The following is a 19550-nucleotide window of genomic DNA, read 5'->3' as shown; positions in this document are numbered from 1 at the left end:
TGGCTTATAATTTTGAACACAAATATCTGCCGATAAGAAATTTCCTTTCTTAGGCAGAATTATTACGCTCATTCTATATTAAAACCGGCGCTAGGCTCTAGCCTCGTGTCTGCTATTAGGGAGGCCTCTGGCCGGGCGAACCGGTAAACATCCATTAAAAGCAAGTCAGCAATAAATTCCTGCCGGCCAGAGGCCGGACGATAGAACTCACGAGCGAAGACGCTCGCGCTATTTTGGTAACTTAATGATCATGTTGTAGGAAAATATTTAAGGTTTTGAACTCACCTTTTGAGAAAGCCCTAAAACAATGTAATTTTAAAGTTGAAGGCAAACTGTTGATTGCCCGTTTTACTTGTTTATGAATTCTAATAAATCTCACTCCCCGCTAAGGCCTGGTTTTATCTTTCTGCTGGTACTTTCTATTACAAGTACAGGTTGTCAGAAAAAAACAGCGGACGAAGCCAAAGAACCAGCGCAAGCAGTTCCGCAAAAAGCAACCGTTGATTTAAACCAGGTAGCCGATACCGCTAAAACCAAAATGGTTTGGATTAAAGGCGGTACTTTCCAGATGGGTTCAAACGAACCCGAGTTCCCGGATGCCCAGCCCGTACATGCCGTAACCGTAAATGGATTCTGGATGGATGAGCACGAAGTAACCTACGGGCAATACGCCGCATTTGTGAAAGCCACCAATTACAAAACCGTGGCCGAAAGAGCTTTAAACCCGGCCGATTACCCCGGCGTTCCGGCGGATAAACTAGTGCCCGGTTCAGCGGTGTTTTCCACGCCCGCGCAGGAAGTTTCTCTGGACAATCCGTTGCAGTGGTGGCAATACGTGCCGGGCGCTAACTGGCTCCAGCCCCAAGGCCCTGCTGAGCCTACGGACACGAAAAATTTAAAAAATTTACCGGTGGTGCAGGTTTCTTACGAAGATGCGTTGGCTTACGCGCGCTGGGCCGGTAAACGTTTGCCCACCGAAGCTGAATGGGAATACGCCGCCCGGGGTGGTAAAGAAAAACAGAAATACTACTGGGGCAGCGAATTAAAGCCGGATAATAAATGGGTCGCCAATATTTACCAAGGCAATTTCCCGGATAAAAATACTGGCGAAGATGGCTTTTTGGGCGTAGCCCCCATCAAATCGTTCCCGCCGAACGCATACGGTTTGTACGATATGGATGGCAACGTGTGGGAATGGTGCAGCGATTTTTACCGACCGGATTATTACCGCCAGAGCCCTGCTAAAAATCCCCAAGGCCCCGCCGACAGCTACGACCCCGAGGAACCCAACGTAGTAAAGCGCGTGCAGCGCGGCGGCTCGTTCCTGTGCAGCGACCAATACTGCATCCGGTACAAAGCCGGTAGCCGCGGCAAAGGCGAAGTAACCAGTAGTTCTGATAATTTGGGCTTTCGCTGCGTGAAGGATGTGGTAAATTAAGTTAAGAGGTAAGAAATTGTCTAGTCCTACCCTAGATTGACAGGTTTAGTTTAAACTTAATCTTCTAGTTCTCTGCAGATAAAGCCAGCCTTGTTCAGGCTTTGGATGATGGCAGGGGCTTGAATTCGAATGGCTTCGACCCGGAGGATGTGGTCGCAATCCTCCAGATCAAAATTCCACTTTTCACCGGAGTGCATCAGGTTATCCAATACAGGTTTTACCTGATTCACCCGCTGGTGGGTAGTTACCGATGTTTGAAATACCAGTACTTCTTTCATGTAAGTCTCTTTAGTTATCTTTGCCAAAAATAAGGCGGTTCTATGCCCAACGAACGCAAATACACAAAACCCTGCGCCCGGTGGTGAATTTCGTTATCGATAAAGTAAAAAATAGTAGACCACACGGTGCCTTCGTATTGCCCGAAAGCCAGAATTGTTTCCTCAAATTTTTCTTCCGGAATCTGCGCCCACAATTGGTTAATTTCCGCGGTGGCTTGGTCCCATAAAGCCAGCAAATGCGCTTTGCTGTTTTGGTGGTCCAGGTGTTCGTTTAGTTGTTCGGTGTCTCCTCCCACAATTTGCCGGAGCCCAGGTGCGGCAATGGCCAGTAACTCCTGCACCATGCTGGCAAACGGACGCATACCGGCAATGGAATACTCAAAAAAATCTTTTTCCGGAAAAACTTCTATTACCCGGCGGGTTAAGCCCCGGTGCCCCTGCCAATGTTCCAATAAGTTGGCGGCGGTAATAAAGGTTGCGGTCTGGTTTTTTACGAATGCTTGCTCCATGGTTTAGGTTTTTGGGGTGAAACGATTGATATAGAACAAAGCTAAGCCCTCCCACTGACAACCCTATGGCAGCCCCTTTTTTTAATTTTTAATTTTTTTAAATATTTTTCTTTCCTCCAGGATAAGGCGGGTTGCTGGTTTTTTTTATCTATTAGCTATTTGTTCTCTTTAAGAATAAGGGGCTTTTTGCGTGAATCAGCAATCTAAAATTCCTCTTCTATCCGCGGAGCTTCCGGTCGTTGTACGTCTAAAGATTCGCGGTAATGCACACAGCCCCGCAGGAATTGCGGCCAGGCGGGTACGGCAATGTCAGGCGTGGTTTTCTCGGGCAATAGGTTCCAGAGTTGTGGATGGTGCCAGCATAATTCATGCTTGGTACTGTCGCGGTGCGCCCGAATACCCGCCCGCAATTTTATTACTTCCGCTATCAATTCTGCTGGGGTGAGGTGTGGCAAGTCTTCGTCCATGCGTTTTTTCGTTTGTAGTATACAAAATTTATAAGAAATTTTTGGTAAAAGTAATAATAGTTGTTTGTTGTTGAAGCCGGCGGGCCTAGTTTGACCCCTTCGCCCTCCGGGCAAGCTAAAAACAGGGGAGGAGAGGTGGCTATTCTTATTTTTTCCCTTTCCTCGCTATGCTGCGGAATGCTGCTGCGCCGTACCGGAATCTTTAAAGGCCCTCTATGGCCAAACTGCTGTCAGTTATTTTTAGCTACTGTCTATCCATTATCTGATAAGAGTCTGCCAAATACGGCTATTTCTTTTAAATTGAGGTTAAATCTAATTTAATCAAGGTAGTGTTTGAATCGGAAAGGCACGAACGTAAATCCAAGCCATACTTTACTTCTGCTACTTCCTGGAATGAAACAAGCAAGAAGCCGTAATACTTAAGCAAAGTGCAGCAATGCAAGCAAGTAAACTCATACCTTAAAGTGATAAATGGTAAAAGGCAACTGGTAAATGGTACCTGGTACATGTAAAAAGCCGCTTCTCCTTCCCTGTTTTAGGAAAGGTGCCTTTCATGGCGGAAGGGTCAATTCTTCCGCCATGAAACAGCTTCATAAGAAATAATACTCAACTAGCTATGCGAACGATAATCAGCTAATAGCCAGTTAAAGAAAGAGTACCCGCTATACAAATAAGAATCAAGTACCGCATTTCACAATTCATCCTTATATTAAACCATAATTTTAAAAAGCCATCACCTGTGCGTTACTTCCTGTTTTTACTGGGCCTTATCTTACTTACGTGTCCGGCCACGCGGGCCCAATCCGTTAATTTGGATACGTATTACTTACTTAAACCCGACCGCGTATTCGATGGCGAACAAATACAGGAAGGTTGGCAAGTTTTAGTAAAAAATAATCGCATCGAAGCCGTCGGGAAAACAGTAAATGCCCCGGCCAATGCCCAGATAATAAATTTAAACGGTACTACCTTACTGCCCGGTTTAATCGAAGGCCACAGCCATTTATTTTTGCATCCTTACAATGAAACTTCCTGGAACGACCAGGTACTCAAAGAATCCCGCGCCGAGCGCCTGGCTCGCGCTACCGTTCACGCCCGAAATACCTTATTAGCCGGCTTTACTACCGTTCGCGACTTAGGTACGGAAGGCGCTGGTTACGATGATGTGGGTCTAAAACAAGCCATTGAAAAGAAAATAATTCCCGGTCCCCGAATGTTGGTAGCCACCAGGGCGTTAGTAGCCACGGGTAGTTACGGTCCTAAAGCCTTGAGTTATGATATTGATTCGGTGATAGGGGCGGCCGAAGCCGATGGAATAGATGCTATCATAAAAGAAGTGCGCACGCAAATTGGTAAAGGTGCCGACCTGATAAAAGTATACGCCGATTACCGTTGGGGATTGAATAACCAGGCACAGTCTACATTTACATTGGATGAATTTAAAAAAATAGTAGAAGTAGCAGCTAGCAGCGGCCGCCCGGTAGTAGCCCACGCTTCTACGCCCGAGGGCATGCGCCGCGCCATTCTGGCCGGCGTAAGTACCATTGAACACGGCGACGAGGCTACCCCGGAAATTTACCGGCTCCTGAAAGAAAAGAAAGTAGCGCTTTGCCCCACCTTAGCCGCCGGCGACGCTATTGCTCAATACTCGGGCTGGAACAAAACGAGCCAACCCGAACCGGAGCGTATCAGAAAGAAACGGCAAAGTTTCGCGGCCGCTTTGCAAGCCGGCGTTACCATTATTATGGGCGGCGATGTAGGCGTTTTTGCCCACGGCGACAACGCCCGCGAAATGGAATTAATGGCGGCTTACGGCATGAAAAACCGGGACGTACTGCGTTCCGCTACTTCCGTAAACGCGGATGTATTTGGTTTAAGCCACTCTGTTGGCCGGATCAAAGCGGGTTTACTGGCCGATATTATTGCGGTGGAAGGAAATCCCGAAACTGTTATTTCTCAAATCCGGAAGGTGAAACTAGTAATGAAAGACGGGGTTATTTATAAGCAATAAGTAACAAAAGCTAGCTAGAGTTAAAGTATTTTACGCTTAACGGATTTAATATTTTTAAACCACTAAATTGCCGTTCTGCGTAGAGTTAACGAAGTGCTCTACGCCTTTCTGGATAGCCAATCTCCTGATCAATGTTATTAAGTTAAGAGAAAGGGCTAGTGCGAGCTTGTAACTCGTACTATTTTCCTAAGTTAATTGCGGCTAGTACGAGCTACAAGCTCGCACTAGCCAAAGGATTTTTATATTTACTCTGCTTAACTTAATGAAATTGATCAGGGAATTGGCATTACGGTATAACAAGTTTAACTAAAATGAAACCATATTTTATGAAAAATATCTACACCCTACTTCTCACCTCCATGCTTGCGCTACCAACTTTAGCCCAGCAAAATCCTCTTAGTACCAAAGTAGATCAGGGAGCCGATAAAATTGAACAAAAAGTAATTGCCTGGCGGCGCGATTTCCACCAGAATCCGGAGTTGGGCAATAACGAGAAACGAACGGCCGCCATCGTAGCCAAACACCTGAAAGCTTTAGGGATAGAAGTAAAAACCGGCGTAGCCAAAACCGGGGTAGTAGGCGTTTTAAAAGGCGGCAAACCAGGGCCGGTTATGGCTTTACGCGCCGATATGGATGCCTTACCGGTAACCGAACGGGTGCCTTTGCCTTTTGCTTCTAAAGTTAAATCTACCTATAACGGGCAGCCGGTGGGAGTGATGCACGCTTGTGGCCACGACTCGCACGTGGCTATTTTAATGGGCGTAGCCGAAGTACTTTCGGGAATGAAAAATGAGCTTAGGGGTACCGTAAAATTTATTTTTCAACCCGCCGAAGAAGGTGCGCCTTTTGGCGAGCAGGGCGGGGCGGAGTTAATGATAAAAGAAGGGGTGTTGGAAAACCCGAAAGTGGAGGTAGCCTTTGGCCTGCACATTAATTCGCAAACGGAAGTGGGCAAAATAACTTACCGGCCGGGCGGCACCATGGCTAGCGTGAACGACATGAAAATTACGGTAAAAGGCAAGCAAGCGCACGGCGCCTATCCCTGGTCTTCCGTCGACCCAATAGTGGTTTCGGCTCAAATTATAAATAATTTACAAACCATTGTCAGCCGCAATTTAAATGTAACCGAGAATCCGGGGATTGTTACCATTGGCACTATTCAGGGCGGCAACCGGTCGAATATTATTCCGGAACAAGTAGAAATGACGGGAACGCTCCGGGCGTTAAGCGCCGAAGACGAAAAAATGATTATTGCCCGCGTTAAGCAGATCGCCACTAAAACGGCCGAAAGCGCCGGTGCCACCGCCGAAGTACAAATTCCGTTGAGCATCCATTATCCGGTAACGTATAATCAACCGGCCTTAACCGAAAAAATGCTGCCTACGCTGCAACGTACGGCGGGCACCGAAAATGTAGAATTACGCCCGGCCGTAACGGGAGCCGAGGATTTTTCCTTCTTCCAGGAAAAAGTACCGGGCTTGTTTGTTTTTTTGGGGGGCATGCCCAAAGGCAAAAAGCGCGAAGAAGCGCCTTCGCACCATACTCCCGACTTCTTCATCGACGAAAGTGGTTTTAAGCTAGGCGTAAGAACTTTATGTAATTTGGTTCTGGATTATCCGGGCCAGGTTAATTCTGGAGGTGGAAATTAACGAACAGGCCGAGATATTGTTAGGTAGTACGCTTTCACCCTAGTAAACCTATAGTTTATTCTAAGTTAACCGTTTTATGCTTTCTTTCGCCCAAGTCCGGATTGCCCGTCCAACCGATCAATTAGCCAAATTAATTCAATTTTATACCGAAGGTTTAGGCTTAGAAAAGCTAAGTTCTTTTGCTAATCACGCGGGCTATGATGGTGTTATGTTGGGTTTGCCGGGGCGGGAGTATCACCTGGAATTTACGCAACACGTAGCCGGTAGTCCTTGTCCGGCGCCCACCAAGGATAATCTACTGGTTTTTTACATTCCGGACCAAGTTGTTCTAAATGCGGCAGTGAGCCGCTTGCAAAATCTGGGGTACTTTCCGGTTCCGCCCGAAAATCCTTACTGGCAGGATAAAGGCCTTACTTTTGAAGATCCGGATGGCTGGCGGGTGGTACTGTTTGCCGGTACTTGGGAGTAAGAAGAAAGTCATTTAAAGAGGTACCATAATTTCCCATAAGCGGTCGAACTCGTAACCGAAATCCGTTACAATACTTTTGGCAGAAGTTATAACCAGATTTTCGTGATTATACTTGGCGGCGCTGCGGGTCCAGTTATACGAACCGGTTAAAACTAGCCCATTATCCACGATCGCAAATTTGTGGTGCATGTGGTTAGCCGTATTATCTACCCGGATGGGAATTCCCGCCTGCGCCAATTGTTTAATATCAGAGCCCATATCAAACAACTTTTCGTTATCGGTTATAATTTTAACGGCAACGTGGCTGCGATGAGCTTGTAAGATTGCCTGGGTTATCCGATCGTCGCTGATGGTGAAAACGCATATTTTAAGAGAAGTACGCGCCGTTTCAATCTGCTCCAGAATGGCGTTCAGGCAATCGGTACCCGGACTAAAATATACCTGCTGAACTACTTTTTCGGGTTTCCGGAAAAGCGACGAAAAATTTACCATATACCTTTATCGCCCCGTGTACGGACCACCCATTTGACTCACTACCATTATCTGCACTTTTTGCGCTTCTTTTATATTATACTCAAAAGCTATTCGCCGGTAATTAATGGCATCGATAATAGTACCGATAAAGCAAAGTCCGGCCGTGAAAAAGTACAGAATTCCCATCCCTATACTGCCCACCACAAACCGTTGAATGCCGGCAAACCCCACAAAGCCCAGTAAAGTAGTAAATAAAATAAGTTCGGGCGTTTTGCGGCGCGTCCGGTAAATATCCGTGAATTGTTGCGCCTGCTGGTCGTTTAAATTTTGAAAAAAGCCTTGGATAAAAGCCATTTCATCGGCTTCTAAATGGGGTAAGTAGTTTAAGACGTTAGCCATAATTAGTAAATTTTTGGTAAGATAATGGGCTTTATAATTTAGTAACTTCTTATAACTTAAACGGTATGGTTACCCGCACATTTTCCGGCTGAGGCTGGCCCTGTAATAAGCTAGGTTGCCAGGGTGGGCCTTCTTTAATTACCCGAATGGCTTCAGCGTCGCAAGCCGCATTAAGGCTCTTTAAAATTTTAAAATCCGTTAGTTCACCGGCTTCCGTTACAGTAAAACCAACTTCTACCAAGCCTTCCTGTTTTTGCCGCCGGGCTTCTTCAGGGTAATGCAGATTTTGTTGGATATACTGGTAAAAAGCCTTTTGTCCTATTTCAGGTTTAGTAGGTATTATGGTTGCCGGGATGTTTTCTTTATTGAAAGTGCTCACTTCTACTTCTCTCAACTGGTTAGCATCTGGCTTTAGTTGCACGACTAGTCGTTTATCTGTTGGTTTAATTTTGATTTTTTGAGTAGAATAGCCAACATAATTTATAATTAATTCATTTTTTCCGGTTGGTACCGTGAACGAGAAATTGCCATCGGCATCGGTAACCATGTCCAGCGTAGTGTTCTTTACGCGCATGCTTACACCGGGCAAGCCTTGGCCAGAAGCCGCATCCAGCACTTTCCCAGTAACAATTTGACCAGTATAAGCAGGGACACTTTGTAAAGATATACCGTTTACGGATTTTGCCGTTAGCGAGGTTCCGGTTACTAATTTTTTTGCTAACAAGCTGTTGCTGTGGGCTATGGTAGTTGGCAGTGGAACATTCTCATTCACCATCGGCTTATCCGTAGACGTAACCGCCATGGCATCTAATACTACCGCCGTATCCACCGGGAAAAGGGTGTCTTTCGCGTCTGAACCAGCAGCTAAAGCCGACTTTTCTTTTTTGTTGATTTAGCAACTATGGTTTTCCGGGTTGGAGAAGGAGTTTTACTTGCTGCCGGTGTGGCTGGTTCTGGTTCAGCAGGTTTTATAATGGGGTCGGGGGGAGCGGAAAGAGCCACCTGGGGTACGGATTCAGGCTTGGTTGAGGAAGACTGAGCCACCGTTTTTTCCGAAGTTACTGTTGTAGTGGGCTGTTGCAAGTAGCGAAATAGGCCAAAACTCACGAGCAAAATTAAAAAACCCGCGGCTATCCGCAGAGTTGGTCCGTACAAAGGCCGAACTTTAAGGCGAGATTCCGATTGAATCTTACTTTTCAGCCGTTGATTTAACTGACTTACCGCCGCCTGCGTTTGGGTACGATTAGAAACAGCCATGCCGGCCAGTACATCGGCGCATAAATCACAATCCAGCAGGTGTTTTTCTACCTGATGCCGGGCCGGGGCTGACAAATTCTCTTCCTGGTACAGCCGGAGCTGTTCCAACGAAAAATGTCCGTCGTCGGGTAAAAGCCATTTTAAGGTATCAGGTTGGGTCATGATGCTTCTCCACGTAAATTTTCATATTCCGGCGCCCGTTCTGAATGTAACTGCGCACTCGGTTTAGGTCGTAACCCGTTTGTTCGGCAATCTGCTGGTAACTTTTCTCCTGCAGGTAAAATAATTCCAGGCAAAAACGTTGCTCTGGGGGCAATTCGGCCATGGCTTTTTCGAGCAATTGCCAATCCTGCTCTTGGTTTTCGACCTCATTATTACCTAGATGCAAATGCGGGTTCAATTGCATAGATAATATGGGATCGGCATCTAAAGAAATAGTAGGTTTGCTTTTTTGCGCCCGCAACTGCATTAAGCAATGGTTTTTAGCCGTAGAATGCAGCCAACTTTTAAAATTGGTAACCTGGTGTTTTTTTAAATTTTCAATTAGCTGCTCAAATATTTGCATGGTAGCATCTTTGCTGGCGTCCTCGTCGGGTAAGTACTTCCGGCAAATGAGATAAACCATTTCGGTATAGCGTTCAAATAATTCTCCTACGTACGCCAGGTCGCCAGTTTCCTGGTAGCGCTGTACCAGTTCTAGGTCGTTGGGTGGTTGTGAATTTTTCGAAAAGAACTTAAGAAACATATCCGGCAGCGTAAAACTATCCTAAATAAAAGCATTTATTCCGGAAAAAAATACCAACCCGCGTGTGTAATTCTTTGAGTAACTACATCATGGAAGAAATTCACGATCTACGGCCATGAAAAACTACTTTTATCTGCTCGCTTTCCTGTTGCTGGTTACCTCCTGCCGGAGCTTGGCGCAAGACCGGAAAATTTCCGGACAAGTAATCCATTCCCGCCATCATCAGCCTTTAGCCGGAGTAAACCTAACGGTAAAAGGAACCAGCTTGGGTACCCTCACCGATTCAGCGGGCAATTTTACGATCCAAATACCCGCTACTGCCCGCACGCTGGTCGTGAGCCAGATAGGTTACCTTACCCAGGAAGTCAGGCTGGGTACTCAAAAGCAATTGAATATTAAATTACAGCCCGATACCAACCCGTTACAGGAAGTAGTAGAAGTGGCATTCGATCAGGCCGAGCAGGTCGTAAAAACAGCGGCGAATGTCATGAGCAGGGTTCAAATAAAAGCGAGCGTTGGTCCGATGAACTCCAGGCGTATACTGATTGATTTACCCCGGGTTAATTATAATACCGAAGAGTACGACCGGGTAGAAGAAAATATTTTCCTGGAAACTACCCGCAACCCACTTTCTACCTTTTCGATTGATGTGGATGCGGCTTCGTACAGCAACGTGCGCCGGTTTTTAAATAATGGACGGAAGCCGCCTAAAGATGCCGTTCGCATTGAGGAAATGGTAAACTACTTTAAGTATACTTATCCGCAGCCGGTAGAAGAAGATCCTTTGGCCATAGCAACCGAACTGGCTGCCTGCCCCTGGAATCCAGATAATCAGTTGCTGCATATTGGTTTACAAGGCAAAAACATACCTACCGATAATCTGCCGCCCGCCAATTTGGTTTTTTTGATTGATGTATCCGGCTCTATGGCGTCTGAGGATAAATTACCCTTGGTGATTGCTGGTTTTAAATTATTAGTGAACCAACTACGCTCGCAGGATAAAGTAGCCATTGCGGTATACGCCGGAGCTGCCGGATTGGTACTTCCGCCTACCGCCGGCAACCGCAAAGAAGTTATTTTATCGGCCTTAGAGAAGCTGGAAGCGGGTGGGTCTACGGCCGGCGGCGCAGGCATTAAACTGGCATATTCTATAGCCGAAGAGAACTTCCTGGATAAAGGTAATAACCGGGTAATTTTAGCTACTGATGGCGACTTTAACGTGGGTGTATCGAGTACTTCGGAACTGGAACGGTTAATTGAGGAAAAACGGGAAAGCGGCGTATTTTTAACGGTTTTGGGTTTTGGTACCGGCAATATAAAAGACAGTCGCATGGAAAAACTAGCCGATATTGGGAATGGTAATTACGCCTACGTGGATAATATTCAGGAAGCGAAAAAAGTATTGGTAAATGAGTTTGGCGGTACTTTGTTTACCATTGCCAAAGATGTAAAACTGCAACTGGAGTTTAACCCGGCCTACGTACAAGCGTATCGTTTGATTGGGTACGAAAATCGAACTTTGCGTAACGAAGATTTTAAAAACGATAAAAAAGATGCCGGTGATTTAGGTGCGGGGCATACGGTAACGGCGCTCTACGAAATTATTCCGGTTAGCAGTAAAAAATCTTCCTCTTTACTAAACGGAGTAGACGAACTCAAATACCAGCAGGTAAAAACGAATACTACTACTACTTTCGCGGACGAATTACTAACTCTGAAGCTGCGCTACAAAACTCCCGATGGTACTACCAGTAAATTGTTTCAAAAAGTAGTTTCCACTAATCGTACCGCTAAACCTTCGGAGAATTTCCGGTTTGCGGCGGCTGTTGCCGAATTTGGCATGCTGCTCCGCGATTCCGAACACAAAGGTCAGGCGACTTACGCCCAGGTAGTTTCTTTAGCAGAAGGAGCCAAAAGCCAGGATGCGGAAGGCTATCGGGCCGAGTTTATTCGCTTAGTGAAAACCACGCAATTATTAGATAATGCCGTGCCGGAAGCGCAGGTTGTACCAAGAGAGAAGTAACTCTAGAACGGCGTAGGGAAGAAAATTTATTCCTGGGAGCCTTTTTTAACCTAATATTTTAGAAAGGCACGAAAGTAAATCCGCGCCATCGCGTAAATAGCATAAGCTGGTTAAGCATTAAAAATAGGTTGAAAACGGGGAATATGGCAATTATTGATTTATCATTCCTTATTTTTAGAAATTTGTTTCTGACAACTTTAAATAAATCTCCTTCCGTTAACCTATGAAAGTAAAGAGTACTGTTATTTTAATTGTATTAAGCAGTTTATTTTTTAACAATCCGCTCAGCGCGCAAACCATCTCCAAAGAAGAGCTCACCTATCTTACCTCCGATTGGCAAGGCGAAAGATTTCCGGACGGGCGACCAAAAATTCCGGATAATCTACTAGAAAGGGCTAAGCACATTATGATCGACGATGCCTGGAGCGTTTTAAAAAACGAAGGCTACGTAAATCAGTTTGAAGGTAACTGGAAAAGCGTAAACGATATGCCCATGACGGGCCGGGCCATGACGGCCGTGTACTTGCCGAGTCGGCCCGATCTGGAAAAACACATTAAAGACCGGGGCGCTAAACAAGGCCGAAAAGGTAACACGAATGCCTGGCCCATCGATATTCTCACGAAAGGGGATTTATACGTGGCCGATGCTTTCGGCAAAATCAGCGGGGGTGGTATTATGGGGGCTACTTTGGCTAATTCGATTATCAGCAAATCAGGGAACGGCGTGGTGTTCGACGGGGCGGCCCGCGATTTGCAGGAACTTCGCCAGATTAAAGGATTTAACGCCGTAGTGCGCGATTTTCATCCTTCCTATACCGAAGAAATGGTCTTGCAAGGACTGAATACTCCTATCCGGATTGGCAGAGCGGTAGTTCTACCCGGCGATTTAGTGATTGTACAACCGGAAGGTGTGCTTTTTGTGCCGGCTCACTTGGCGGAGCAGGTAGTCAGTACGTCGGAATTTGTCATCCGGAAAGATAAGTTCGGTTTCGAGATGGTACGTACCGGTAAATACAGCACCGGGGAAATTGATAGTCAATGGCCGGACCAAATCAAATCTGATTTCTTAAAATGGCTCGAAAAACACCCGGAACTAGGCAAAATGACCCGCCCGGAACTGGATAAAGTAATGAGTAAAAGAACATGGTAGCCTCTGGTGCTTCGCTCAATTAAAAATTAAGAATTATTCCAAATAGTAAACTAAGATAATCCATAGTAGAGTAGACCATTAAGAAGAGTAATTCTTTGGAGACTTTTCAAATCTCCGTGCTCAGGTGCTATCTAGTTGGAGAAGTAACCAGTTGGCTCCTGGCCGCATGGCCCCGTTTGGCTTTTCCGGGCTGGTCTAAGCTTCCTTTCCTCCTGTCGTCGGAATTCTTCTGCTGCGCAGAACCAGAACCAGAACCTTAGAAGGCCCTTCATAGCCAAACTGATGTCGTTTACTTTTATCGGTGGTTTTTCTGGCTCATCTGATAAGAAGGAGCAATGGAGTAATTAGTTCCACGGATTGCAACCAACTATAAGAATTAGTTGAATCCAACTTCTTGGTTCTGTTTTACTCTAAGCTGCTTGGTTTTCTTATGCTTTGGGTATTCCACTACTTTAAACAAGTAAGAACGGTAGCAAAGAGTAATTGACACTAGTTTGGCTGTGGAGCACCTGCTAGGGTTCCGGTACTGCGGAGCAGTATTCCGCAGCCAAGCGAGGAAAGGAAGGCTAGCGAGTGCGGAAGAGCCAAACGAGGCCCCGCGGCCGGGAGCCAGCTCAGCCTTCTCCAACTAGATAGCACCAACGCTTGGAGGCTTGAAAAGTCTCCAAAGAACTACAGTAATAAACGCAATTTCCTCTACTTTTTACTCGTAGTTTTAACACCAGACGGTAGCTTTTGCGGAGAAGTGGTAGGGCCGTAAACTTTTAGTACGCCATCTTTTACCTCCATGCGGTCAATGAAAATTACGCGCTCGTCTCCGGTTTTGGTGGTGCGGCCGTGGTACACGCAGAACATTTCTTTGCCGTCCGGGGAGTAGGTAATGCTGTTGTGCCCCGTACCCGTTACCGTACCGCCTTTCGCCGAGTTTTTCTGCAACACTGGGTTATTGGCGGCTTTTTTAAACGGACCTAAAGGTGAGGTAGAAGTAGCGTACCCCACGGCATAATGCTGGCCGCCAAAGTAATTCGCCGAATACATAATGTAATAGGTGCGGCCTTTTTTAAAGGTAACAGAACCCTCGGTCCAGCGGCGATTTACTTCTTTAGAGGTAACCGACCGGCTTTCCCATTCGGCTTGTTTGTCGCTGAGTTTAACGGGTGGCCGCAGCAATAAAACCGGTTCGCCAATAACTCCGGAAAAATCCGGTTTCAGTTCCACGCCGTATACCCAACTTTCTTCAATTTCCTTGTACCAGCCTTTCTGCCGGGCCCAATCCGCTATTTCGCTTTCTACGGGGTGCTTGTAGGCGGCCCGCGAGTAGTATAAGTAAGCCTTGCCGTTGGTATCGAAAAACACATTGGCATCAATTACCGGATAACCCGGGTCAAAAACCGGTTTGTTGGCCAAATCTGTAAAAGGGCCAGTAGGTTTATCGGCCACGGCTACGCCAATTTTAAAATTTTCTACTTCTTTGGTCGGATTTTCTTTCCATTGAGCGCTGTAAAACAAGTAAAACTTCCCTTTCACTTCGTATACTTCGGGTGCCCAATACGCTCCCTCCCAACTGGCTTTCGGGTCGCTCCAGCCATTTTTGTTATCGTGAAAATATACCTGCCCTTCTCGTTTCCAGTTTACCAGGTCTTTGGAAGAATAAGCCGCGAACCCTTTGTCGGCGCCCGCTCCCGTACCATACATGTAATACGTTCCCCCGGTGTGTAACACATAAGGGTCCCCAAATTGTATCTTTAAAGGATTCGTATAGGTAACCTTCGCGGGAGCAACCGCCGGAGCGGCGGTTTGGGCTAGTGCGGAAGGCATGGAGAATGCGGAGATACAGCAAAATAGGAGCAGAATGTTTTTCATGGTAAAGGGTAAGTTTATCCGAAATAAAGGTACCTATTTGTATATAATACTACCATCATTTTTCCAGGTAATTTAGTGGAACGAACCGCCATAAGAAAGCTGAGTTTATTGTTCTCGCCCGGCTGTAGTTTCTCCTTAGGCTCGTTCATTCACGTAAAGTGTTTATTTTCACTAACTCTATTCTATGCAGAACACAGAATCTTTGCTGGTAACTTTGCGCAGAGTGACCAATTGCCAATCCGGACTGTTTCGCCTACTTTCAGCCATTTGCCGGCCGAAATTGTGGGTGCCCTTGGGGCTGTGCACTGTACAAATCGTTAAGGCCAATCTGCTTGAGCGTCAGACTTAATCAACTGTTATTTCTTACAAAGGAGTAGATAAACATAGCAAAGCAAATAGAGGAAATTCGAGTAAGATAAATCCGCATTTTCCCCAATTTATAAATTCCATAAATAAAAGGTCATTCAGGAGGAACCTATTTGGCTACGTAGCTAAATAGGTTCCTCCTGAATGACCAAATAATTAGATTTATTCCTGACTGGATACTGGTTTCTAGTTCAGGAAGATTTAGAATTAATACCAAATAGTATTAGTCACCTTCCATCAGGTTGATTTAACAAATTGCTCTAACCCGGCGGGTTTTCAAAACCCGCCGGGTTTCATATCCTTCGTTATGGCAGCTACTTGAAGCGATTTGGTATAATTTATTTAAAAAAAATATACGTAACTAACAGCAAATCAACCAGCCTATTAGGTAACTCTTTACGCGGGTTAAATTTTAGTGAAGCCGTAACCTGGTGCGTCCGGTTCAAAGTCGTAGCGGTCGCAGCGGGAATCGTACCAATCTTTTTTGAACTGTTCCAGGCTTTCCAGATGCGCTTCTATGGCCGGTATTCCTTCGGCCTGTTCGTCTCCGTCTATGAGGCGCGGTTCCGTAGCCGCATCTTCCTGGATTAACGCATACTTAAAAGCTAACTGGTTTAAACGCTCCTGCCAGGTATTAATCAAATGGCTATTGGACGGATAATAAATCGTGATCATTTGGGGAGAGCTTTTAAGTTTTCCAGTTCGGCTTTTAACTTTTGGTTTTCTGCTTCCAGGTCGGCGATTTGTTGGCGTTGGGCCGCAAAGGCAGGTTCCAGTTCTTCGGCGGTATAGCGCGGGGTAATATGCTGCGGGCAATTCCAATCGTAGGCTTGAACCGTAAGTACCAACATGCGCTCGGGCCGGTGTTTATAGTCGGCGGGGTCTATTTGGGCAAACAGTTCCGGCTCGTCGGTGAGTTGTACTATCTTGGCTTGGGCGTATACTTTCAGGCGGGCCCGGTGCGGGTACGAAACTAGAATGAGCGCTACGTGGAAGTTCGTCTCGATATTACCAACGGAGATGTACTGCCGGTTGCCCGAAAAATCGACAAAGGCCAGCGTTTGCTCGTTCAGTACTTTTACAAAGCCTTTGGGGCCGCCGCGGTGCTGGATGTAGGGGTAGCCGTTCTCGCCGATGGTAGCCATGTAAAAATGATCCTGTTCCGCAATAAACTTCTTTTCATTCTCGGTTAGGCCATCTACCACATGGTATTTTTCCACGCGCTCGTAAATCTGCCGGCTCCCAAATTCCTGTTGTAATTCTTTGGCGGCATCAGAAAAAGCTAATTGACTATAGTTCATCTTATTCGCAATTAAAGGCATTATTGAAACAGGCTAGTATTATGCTTTGTTTATTGGCTGTTGTTCGGGCATTTGCGCATTAGATTTATGCATAAACCGGTATGCTGATAATTTTCGATGGTGGAGTCATAGAGCTAAATGCATCAACTTTAAGCTAGTAATTCCCTTTAAAAAATGGATAAAAGTAGAGAAATTTAAAATTACGCTGTTTAGTGTAGAATTAGATTAGTATTCTACGACTTATAATAAAGCCAATCGAAGTTGAGCTTAGTAATAGTGAAGCACTTGAGTGCTTTTTGGGCAGCCAATCTCAGATTGGCTTTTACCAGAATACCCTATTTCAGCAACCAGAGATTAGCTCCACAGAGAATAGGTGGAAGCCGTTCGCGCAAACTCAACCTATAACTAAATGAACTCTACTTGTAACTGAATTTATATAGAACAATAGGGAGAACTTACAATTATTATAAAAAATTAAAAATCATGTTTTAAATTAAAAAACCGTTATTTTCGTTTTATAAATAGATTTATTAAATAAAAATCGACTTAATAAATTAATACGACAATTAATCAAAGATATAATAGTTTGAATTTAAATGAAAACAGAAGTAAATTTTAATGCAGACATAATTACTTGGGCAATTGCTCGGGCAGGTTATGAATTGCAAGAATTTGCAATGTTTCCCATACAAGATTGGCTTGACAATAAGAAAAGACCCACAGTAAAGCAACTCGAAAAATTTTCTAATAAAGTACATATTCCTTTTGGATATCTTTTTTTAAAGGAACCTCCAAAGGAAAATTTACCATTCCCGTTTTTCCGTACTGGAAGATCCCAAACTGAACAGGTTAGTATAAATGTTTATGATACCATTCTGTTGACCCAAAGAAGGCAAGAGTGGTTAATCGAGTTTCTAGAGGAAAACAATTATGAACCACTACCATTTGTAGGTAAGTTCGATGAAAATACAGACTTTAAAATAATTGTTGAAGATATACACAACACCTTAGGTCTTAAAAATGAATGGGCAAGCTCTTTTTCAAAATTTCAGGATACCTTGGATTTTCTTACGCGCAAAATTGAGGATATTGGTATAATTATAAATTTTAATAGTGTTGTAGGCACAAATAATACTAGACCTATCTCTGTTAACGAATGTAGAGGATTTGTTTTAGTAAATGCATTCGCGCCCTTTATGTTTGTAAATTCTGCGGACGCAAAGGCAGCTCAATTATTTACTATAGTTCATGAGTTAGCGCACATTTGGATTGGAAAAAGCGCTGGATTTGATTTTAGAAAATTGCAACCAGCTGATGCACCTATTGAATTATTATGCGACAAAGTAGCTGCTGAATTTCTTGTTCCAGAGAATTCTTTTAACCAGGTTTGGGATAATACTCCAAGCATTTCTGTATTAGCAAAACACTTTAAAGTTAGTCAATTAGTTATTGCTAGACGTGCTTTAGATTTAAGGAAAGTTAGTAAACAATCATTCTTCAAGTTTTATAATGATTATATCGAAGATTTGAAAGCTAAGAAAGAGGAAAAGAAAAGTAGTGGTGGCGATTTTTATGCATCTGCTAAGAAAAAGATAAGCCCTACATTTGCTGCTTATGTAGATAGAGCAATAAAAGGAAATGCTTTATTATATAGGGATGCATATCGCTTAACAGGACTTAAGGGAGATACCTATCAAACATTTATGAATAAACTTTATCAATAGATGGGTATTTACGTTGTAGATAGCAACTTTTTTATTCAAGCTCATCGTAGTGTTTACCCTTTAGATATTGCCGTTGGATTTTGGGAAAAAGTAAAGCAGCTTGCCCACGATGGTAAAATTATTAGTATTGATAAAGTTAAAAATGAGATTTATCCAAATGGAGACCTTTTAAGCAACTGGTGTAAAGATAATTTACCTAAGAACTTTTTTCGTGATACTACTGAAGTTCTAACAGCTTATGCCCAAATTGTTAATTGGATTGAAAGTAAACGAACACATTATAGTCCAGCCGCAATTACAGAATTTTTAGGAGAAGATGAAGCAGATGCGTGGCTCATCGCTTATGCTTTAACAAATAGTGTTACTATAATTACCCACGAAGTTAGCGATCCTAGCAGTAAACGAAGAATCAAAATTCCTGATGTTTGTTTACCTCGCGGGGTTCGTTTTATTAATACTATAGATATGTTTAGAGAACTTGGCGAGCGATTTTAGATATATGCTGTTCTATTGTGCATATAGTTAAGGCATTTTAATAAAGCATACCGCTTAGCTAAATCAGGTAAAAGCTAATAGGCCACTAACTGCATATAACAAAATCAAACCAGGCAATGGGAACCAGATCCGGAGATCAGCAAAAGAAACAGCGCCAAAAGGAATTCAAGGAGAAAAAAGAACACCAGAAGCGCCTGCTGGCAGCCAAAAAAGCTAACCCCGACAAACCTAAAAGTAGTGATAAATCGGACGATCTGGGTAAAACTAAGGCTTAAAGCTTGTTTAAATCGGGCATAAATTATCTAAATCGGTCATTCCTTAAAATTCAATGGATTTCAGAAGAATCTGGCTGGCCGATTTTAATAAGATTATTCCGGAAGAGAATGGATAGCAGGGATAGCGTGCTTTTATTTTCTGGATAGCAAGTATAGTTCTAATTTCTTTATCCCACCGCCTCTTTATTGTACTTCCTCCGGTACTCCAGCAGCGATAGGCCGATAACTTTCCGGAATACTTCCCGAAACGCTTTTACATCCGAATAGCCTACCTCGTACGGCTGGCGGATAAAAATAGTAAATTTTGACTGGCTTTATTGGTTCCTCTCACGCGCCAGTCAACCGGCCAAATCCCGCCCGCAGAAAAGCTCCATCAAAAAAGAAACAGTATGTTAACCAAGCGGTAACACCGCCTTAACATTCCCGCTCTACTTTCGCGGACAGAAAAAACGGGTTTCTTTCTTCTGAAAAATAGCTTTGATCATACTGGTGGAACGCTTAACGCAACTGACTTCAGTCGTGCTCATTTGTACGGAGGAAGCCGACGGGCTTTATTCCTAAACCTGATGAGCTTGCTCTCGCCCCATCGTTGTACCAGATTTTCAGAGGGGTTATAAAAGAAATCAGACCCGCTTTTTACTACTATTTCTTACTTAA

Annotated in this window: 20 protein-coding genes; 9 read left to right on the top strand and 11 right to left on the bottom strand. The window is 44.4% G+C overall.

Annotated elements, in window-relative coordinates; genetic code table 11:
* The first annotated feature begins 358 nt into the window (after positions 1 to 358).
* Positions 359 to 1438 carry a formylglycine-generating enzyme family protein gene (locus AHMF7605_RS17225; protein WP_106933514.1) on the top strand — a complete coding sequence of 360 codons (1080 nt, stop codon included), beginning with the start codon at positions 359 to 361 and terminating at the stop codon, positions 1436 to 1438.
* 56 nt (positions 1439 to 1494) lie between these two features.
* Here the strand turns inward: AHMF7605_RS17225 and AHMF7605_RS17220 are convergent, their stop codons facing one another.
* The 3 genes from AHMF7605_RS17220 to AHMF7605_RS17210 form a co-directional block, all read right to left on the bottom strand.
* Positions 1495 to 1743, bottom strand: a complete 249-nt coding sequence (locus tag AHMF7605_RS17220; RefSeq protein ID WP_199200257.1) for a hypothetical protein — start codon at positions 1741 to 1743, stop codon at positions 1495 to 1497.
* The gene (locus AHMF7605_RS17215; RefSeq protein ID WP_106931295.1) at positions 1731 to 2225 is read right to left on the bottom strand and encodes a DinB family protein; all 495 of its coding nucleotides are present in this window, start codon (positions 2223 to 2225) and stop codon (positions 1731 to 1733) included. The genes AHMF7605_RS17220 and AHMF7605_RS17215 overlap by 13 nt, the downstream gene beginning before the upstream one ends.
* 203 nt (positions 2226 to 2428) lie before the next feature.
* Positions 2429 to 2692, bottom strand: a complete 264-nt coding sequence (locus AHMF7605_RS17210; protein WP_106931294.1) for a hypothetical protein — start codon at positions 2690 to 2692, stop codon at positions 2429 to 2431.
* Between the two features lie 739 nt (positions 2693 to 3431).
* Between AHMF7605_RS17210 and AHMF7605_RS17205 the strand changes: the two genes are divergently transcribed.
* From AHMF7605_RS17205 to AHMF7605_RS17195, 3 genes are all read left to right on the top strand, one after another.
* Positions 3432 to 4703: a metal-dependent hydrolase family protein gene (locus tag AHMF7605_RS17205; protein ID WP_106931293.1), complete on the top strand. Its 1272-nt coding sequence runs from the start codon at positions 3432 to 3434 to the stop codon at positions 4701 to 4703.
* Positions 4704 to 5029: 326 nt separating this feature from the next.
* Complete coding sequence (locus AHMF7605_RS17200; protein ID WP_106931292.1) at positions 5030 to 6352, top strand: amidohydrolase; 1323 nt, start codon at positions 5030 to 5032, stop codon at positions 6350 to 6352.
* 76 nt (positions 6353 to 6428) lie between these two features.
* Positions 6429 to 6821 carry a VOC family protein gene (locus AHMF7605_RS17195; protein WP_106931291.1) on the top strand — a complete coding sequence of 131 codons (393 nt, stop codon included), beginning with the start codon at positions 6429 to 6431 and terminating at the stop codon, positions 6819 to 6821.
* Positions 6822 to 6833: 12 nt separating this feature from the next.
* On the opposite strand, the gene AHMF7605_RS17190 is transcribed toward AHMF7605_RS17195, so the two are convergent.
* From AHMF7605_RS17190 to AHMF7605_RS17170, 5 genes are read right to left on the bottom strand one after another with little or no spacing between them, the layout of a single operon-like run.
* On the bottom strand, positions 6834 to 7313 hold the full coding sequence (locus AHMF7605_RS17190) for a phospholipase D-like domain-containing protein (protein ID WP_106931290.1): 480 nt from the start codon (positions 7311 to 7313) through the stop codon (positions 6834 to 6836).
* 6 nt (positions 7314 to 7319) lie between these two features.
* The gene (locus AHMF7605_RS17185; RefSeq protein ID WP_106931289.1) at positions 7320 to 7694 is read right to left on the bottom strand and encodes a TM2 domain-containing protein; all 375 of its coding nucleotides are present in this window, start codon (positions 7692 to 7694) and stop codon (positions 7320 to 7322) included.
* A 49-nt stretch (positions 7695 to 7743) separates the two neighbouring features.
* Positions 7744 to 8523, bottom strand: coding sequence for an energy transducer TonB (locus AHMF7605_RS17180; protein ID WP_106931288.1), 780 nt, complete (start codon positions 8521 to 8523; stop codon positions 7744 to 7746).
* Positions 8524 to 8558: 35 nt separating this feature from the next.
* On the bottom strand, positions 8559 to 9113 hold the full coding sequence (locus AHMF7605_RS17175; protein ID WP_106931287.1) for a hypothetical protein: 555 nt from the start codon (positions 9111 to 9113) through the stop codon (positions 8559 to 8561).
* Complete coding sequence (locus AHMF7605_RS17170) at positions 9100 to 9696, bottom strand: RNA polymerase sigma factor (protein ID WP_106931286.1); 597 nt, start codon at positions 9694 to 9696, stop codon at positions 9100 to 9102. Before AHMF7605_RS17170 ends, AHMF7605_RS17175 begins: the two co-directional genes overlap by 14 nt.
* A gap of 115 nt (positions 9697 to 9811) precedes the next feature.
* On the opposite strand from AHMF7605_RS17170, the gene AHMF7605_RS17165 reads away from it, so the two are divergent.
* A complete protein-coding gene (locus tag AHMF7605_RS17165; RefSeq protein WP_106931285.1) occupies positions 9812 to 11719 on the top strand; it encodes a vWA domain-containing protein in 1908 nt (635 codons plus the stop codon).
* 223 nt (positions 11720 to 11942) lie between these two features.
* Positions 11943 to 12869, top strand: a complete 927-nt coding sequence (locus AHMF7605_RS17160; RefSeq protein WP_106931284.1) for an RraA family protein — start codon at positions 11943 to 11945, stop codon at positions 12867 to 12869.
* Positions 12870 to 13565: 696 nt separating this feature from the next.
* On the opposite strand, the gene AHMF7605_RS17155 is transcribed toward AHMF7605_RS17160, so the two are convergent.
* The 3 genes from AHMF7605_RS17155 to AHMF7605_RS17145 form a co-directional block, all read right to left on the bottom strand.
* Positions 13566 to 14687, bottom strand: coding sequence for a glycoside hydrolase family 43 protein (locus tag AHMF7605_RS17155; RefSeq protein ID WP_233219173.1), 1122 nt, complete (start codon positions 14685 to 14687; stop codon positions 13566 to 13568).
* A gap of 816 nt (positions 14688 to 15503) precedes the next feature.
* Positions 15504 to 15773: a hypothetical protein gene (locus AHMF7605_RS17150; protein WP_106931282.1), complete on the bottom strand. Its 270-nt coding sequence runs from the start codon at positions 15771 to 15773 to the stop codon at positions 15504 to 15506.
* Complete coding sequence (locus AHMF7605_RS17145; protein WP_106931281.1) at positions 15770 to 16399, bottom strand: pyridoxamine 5'-phosphate oxidase family protein; 630 nt, start codon at positions 16397 to 16399, stop codon at positions 15770 to 15772. Before AHMF7605_RS17145 ends, AHMF7605_RS17150 begins: the two co-directional genes overlap by 4 nt.
* Before the next feature lie 596 nt (positions 16400 to 16995).
* Here AHMF7605_RS17145 and AHMF7605_RS17140 point away from each other — a divergent pair.
* From AHMF7605_RS17140 to AHMF7605_RS29820, 3 genes are all read left to right on the top strand, one after another.
* Positions 16996 to 18123, top strand: a complete 1128-nt coding sequence (locus tag AHMF7605_RS17140; protein ID WP_106931280.1) for an ImmA/IrrE family metallo-endopeptidase — start codon at positions 16996 to 16998, stop codon at positions 18121 to 18123.
* Entirely contained in the window at positions 18124 to 18618 is a 495-nt protein-coding gene (locus AHMF7605_RS17135) for a DUF4411 family protein (RefSeq protein WP_106931279.1), read from the top strand. It begins immediately after the preceding gene.
* A gap of 116 nt (positions 18619 to 18734) precedes the next feature.
* Positions 18735 to 18893 (top strand): hypothetical protein, encoded by a 159-nt coding sequence (locus tag AHMF7605_RS29820; RefSeq protein ID WP_158267541.1) that lies wholly within the window; start codon positions 18735 to 18737, stop codon positions 18891 to 18893.
* Positions 18894 to 19550 lie beyond the last annotated feature (657 nt).

Source organism: Adhaeribacter arboris, from assembly GCF_003023845.1.
Classification (GTDB): domain Bacteria; phylum Bacteroidota; class Bacteroidia; order Cytophagales; family Hymenobacteraceae; genus Adhaeribacter; species Adhaeribacter arboris.
This window is presented reverse-complemented; position numbering and strand designations above follow the sequence as displayed.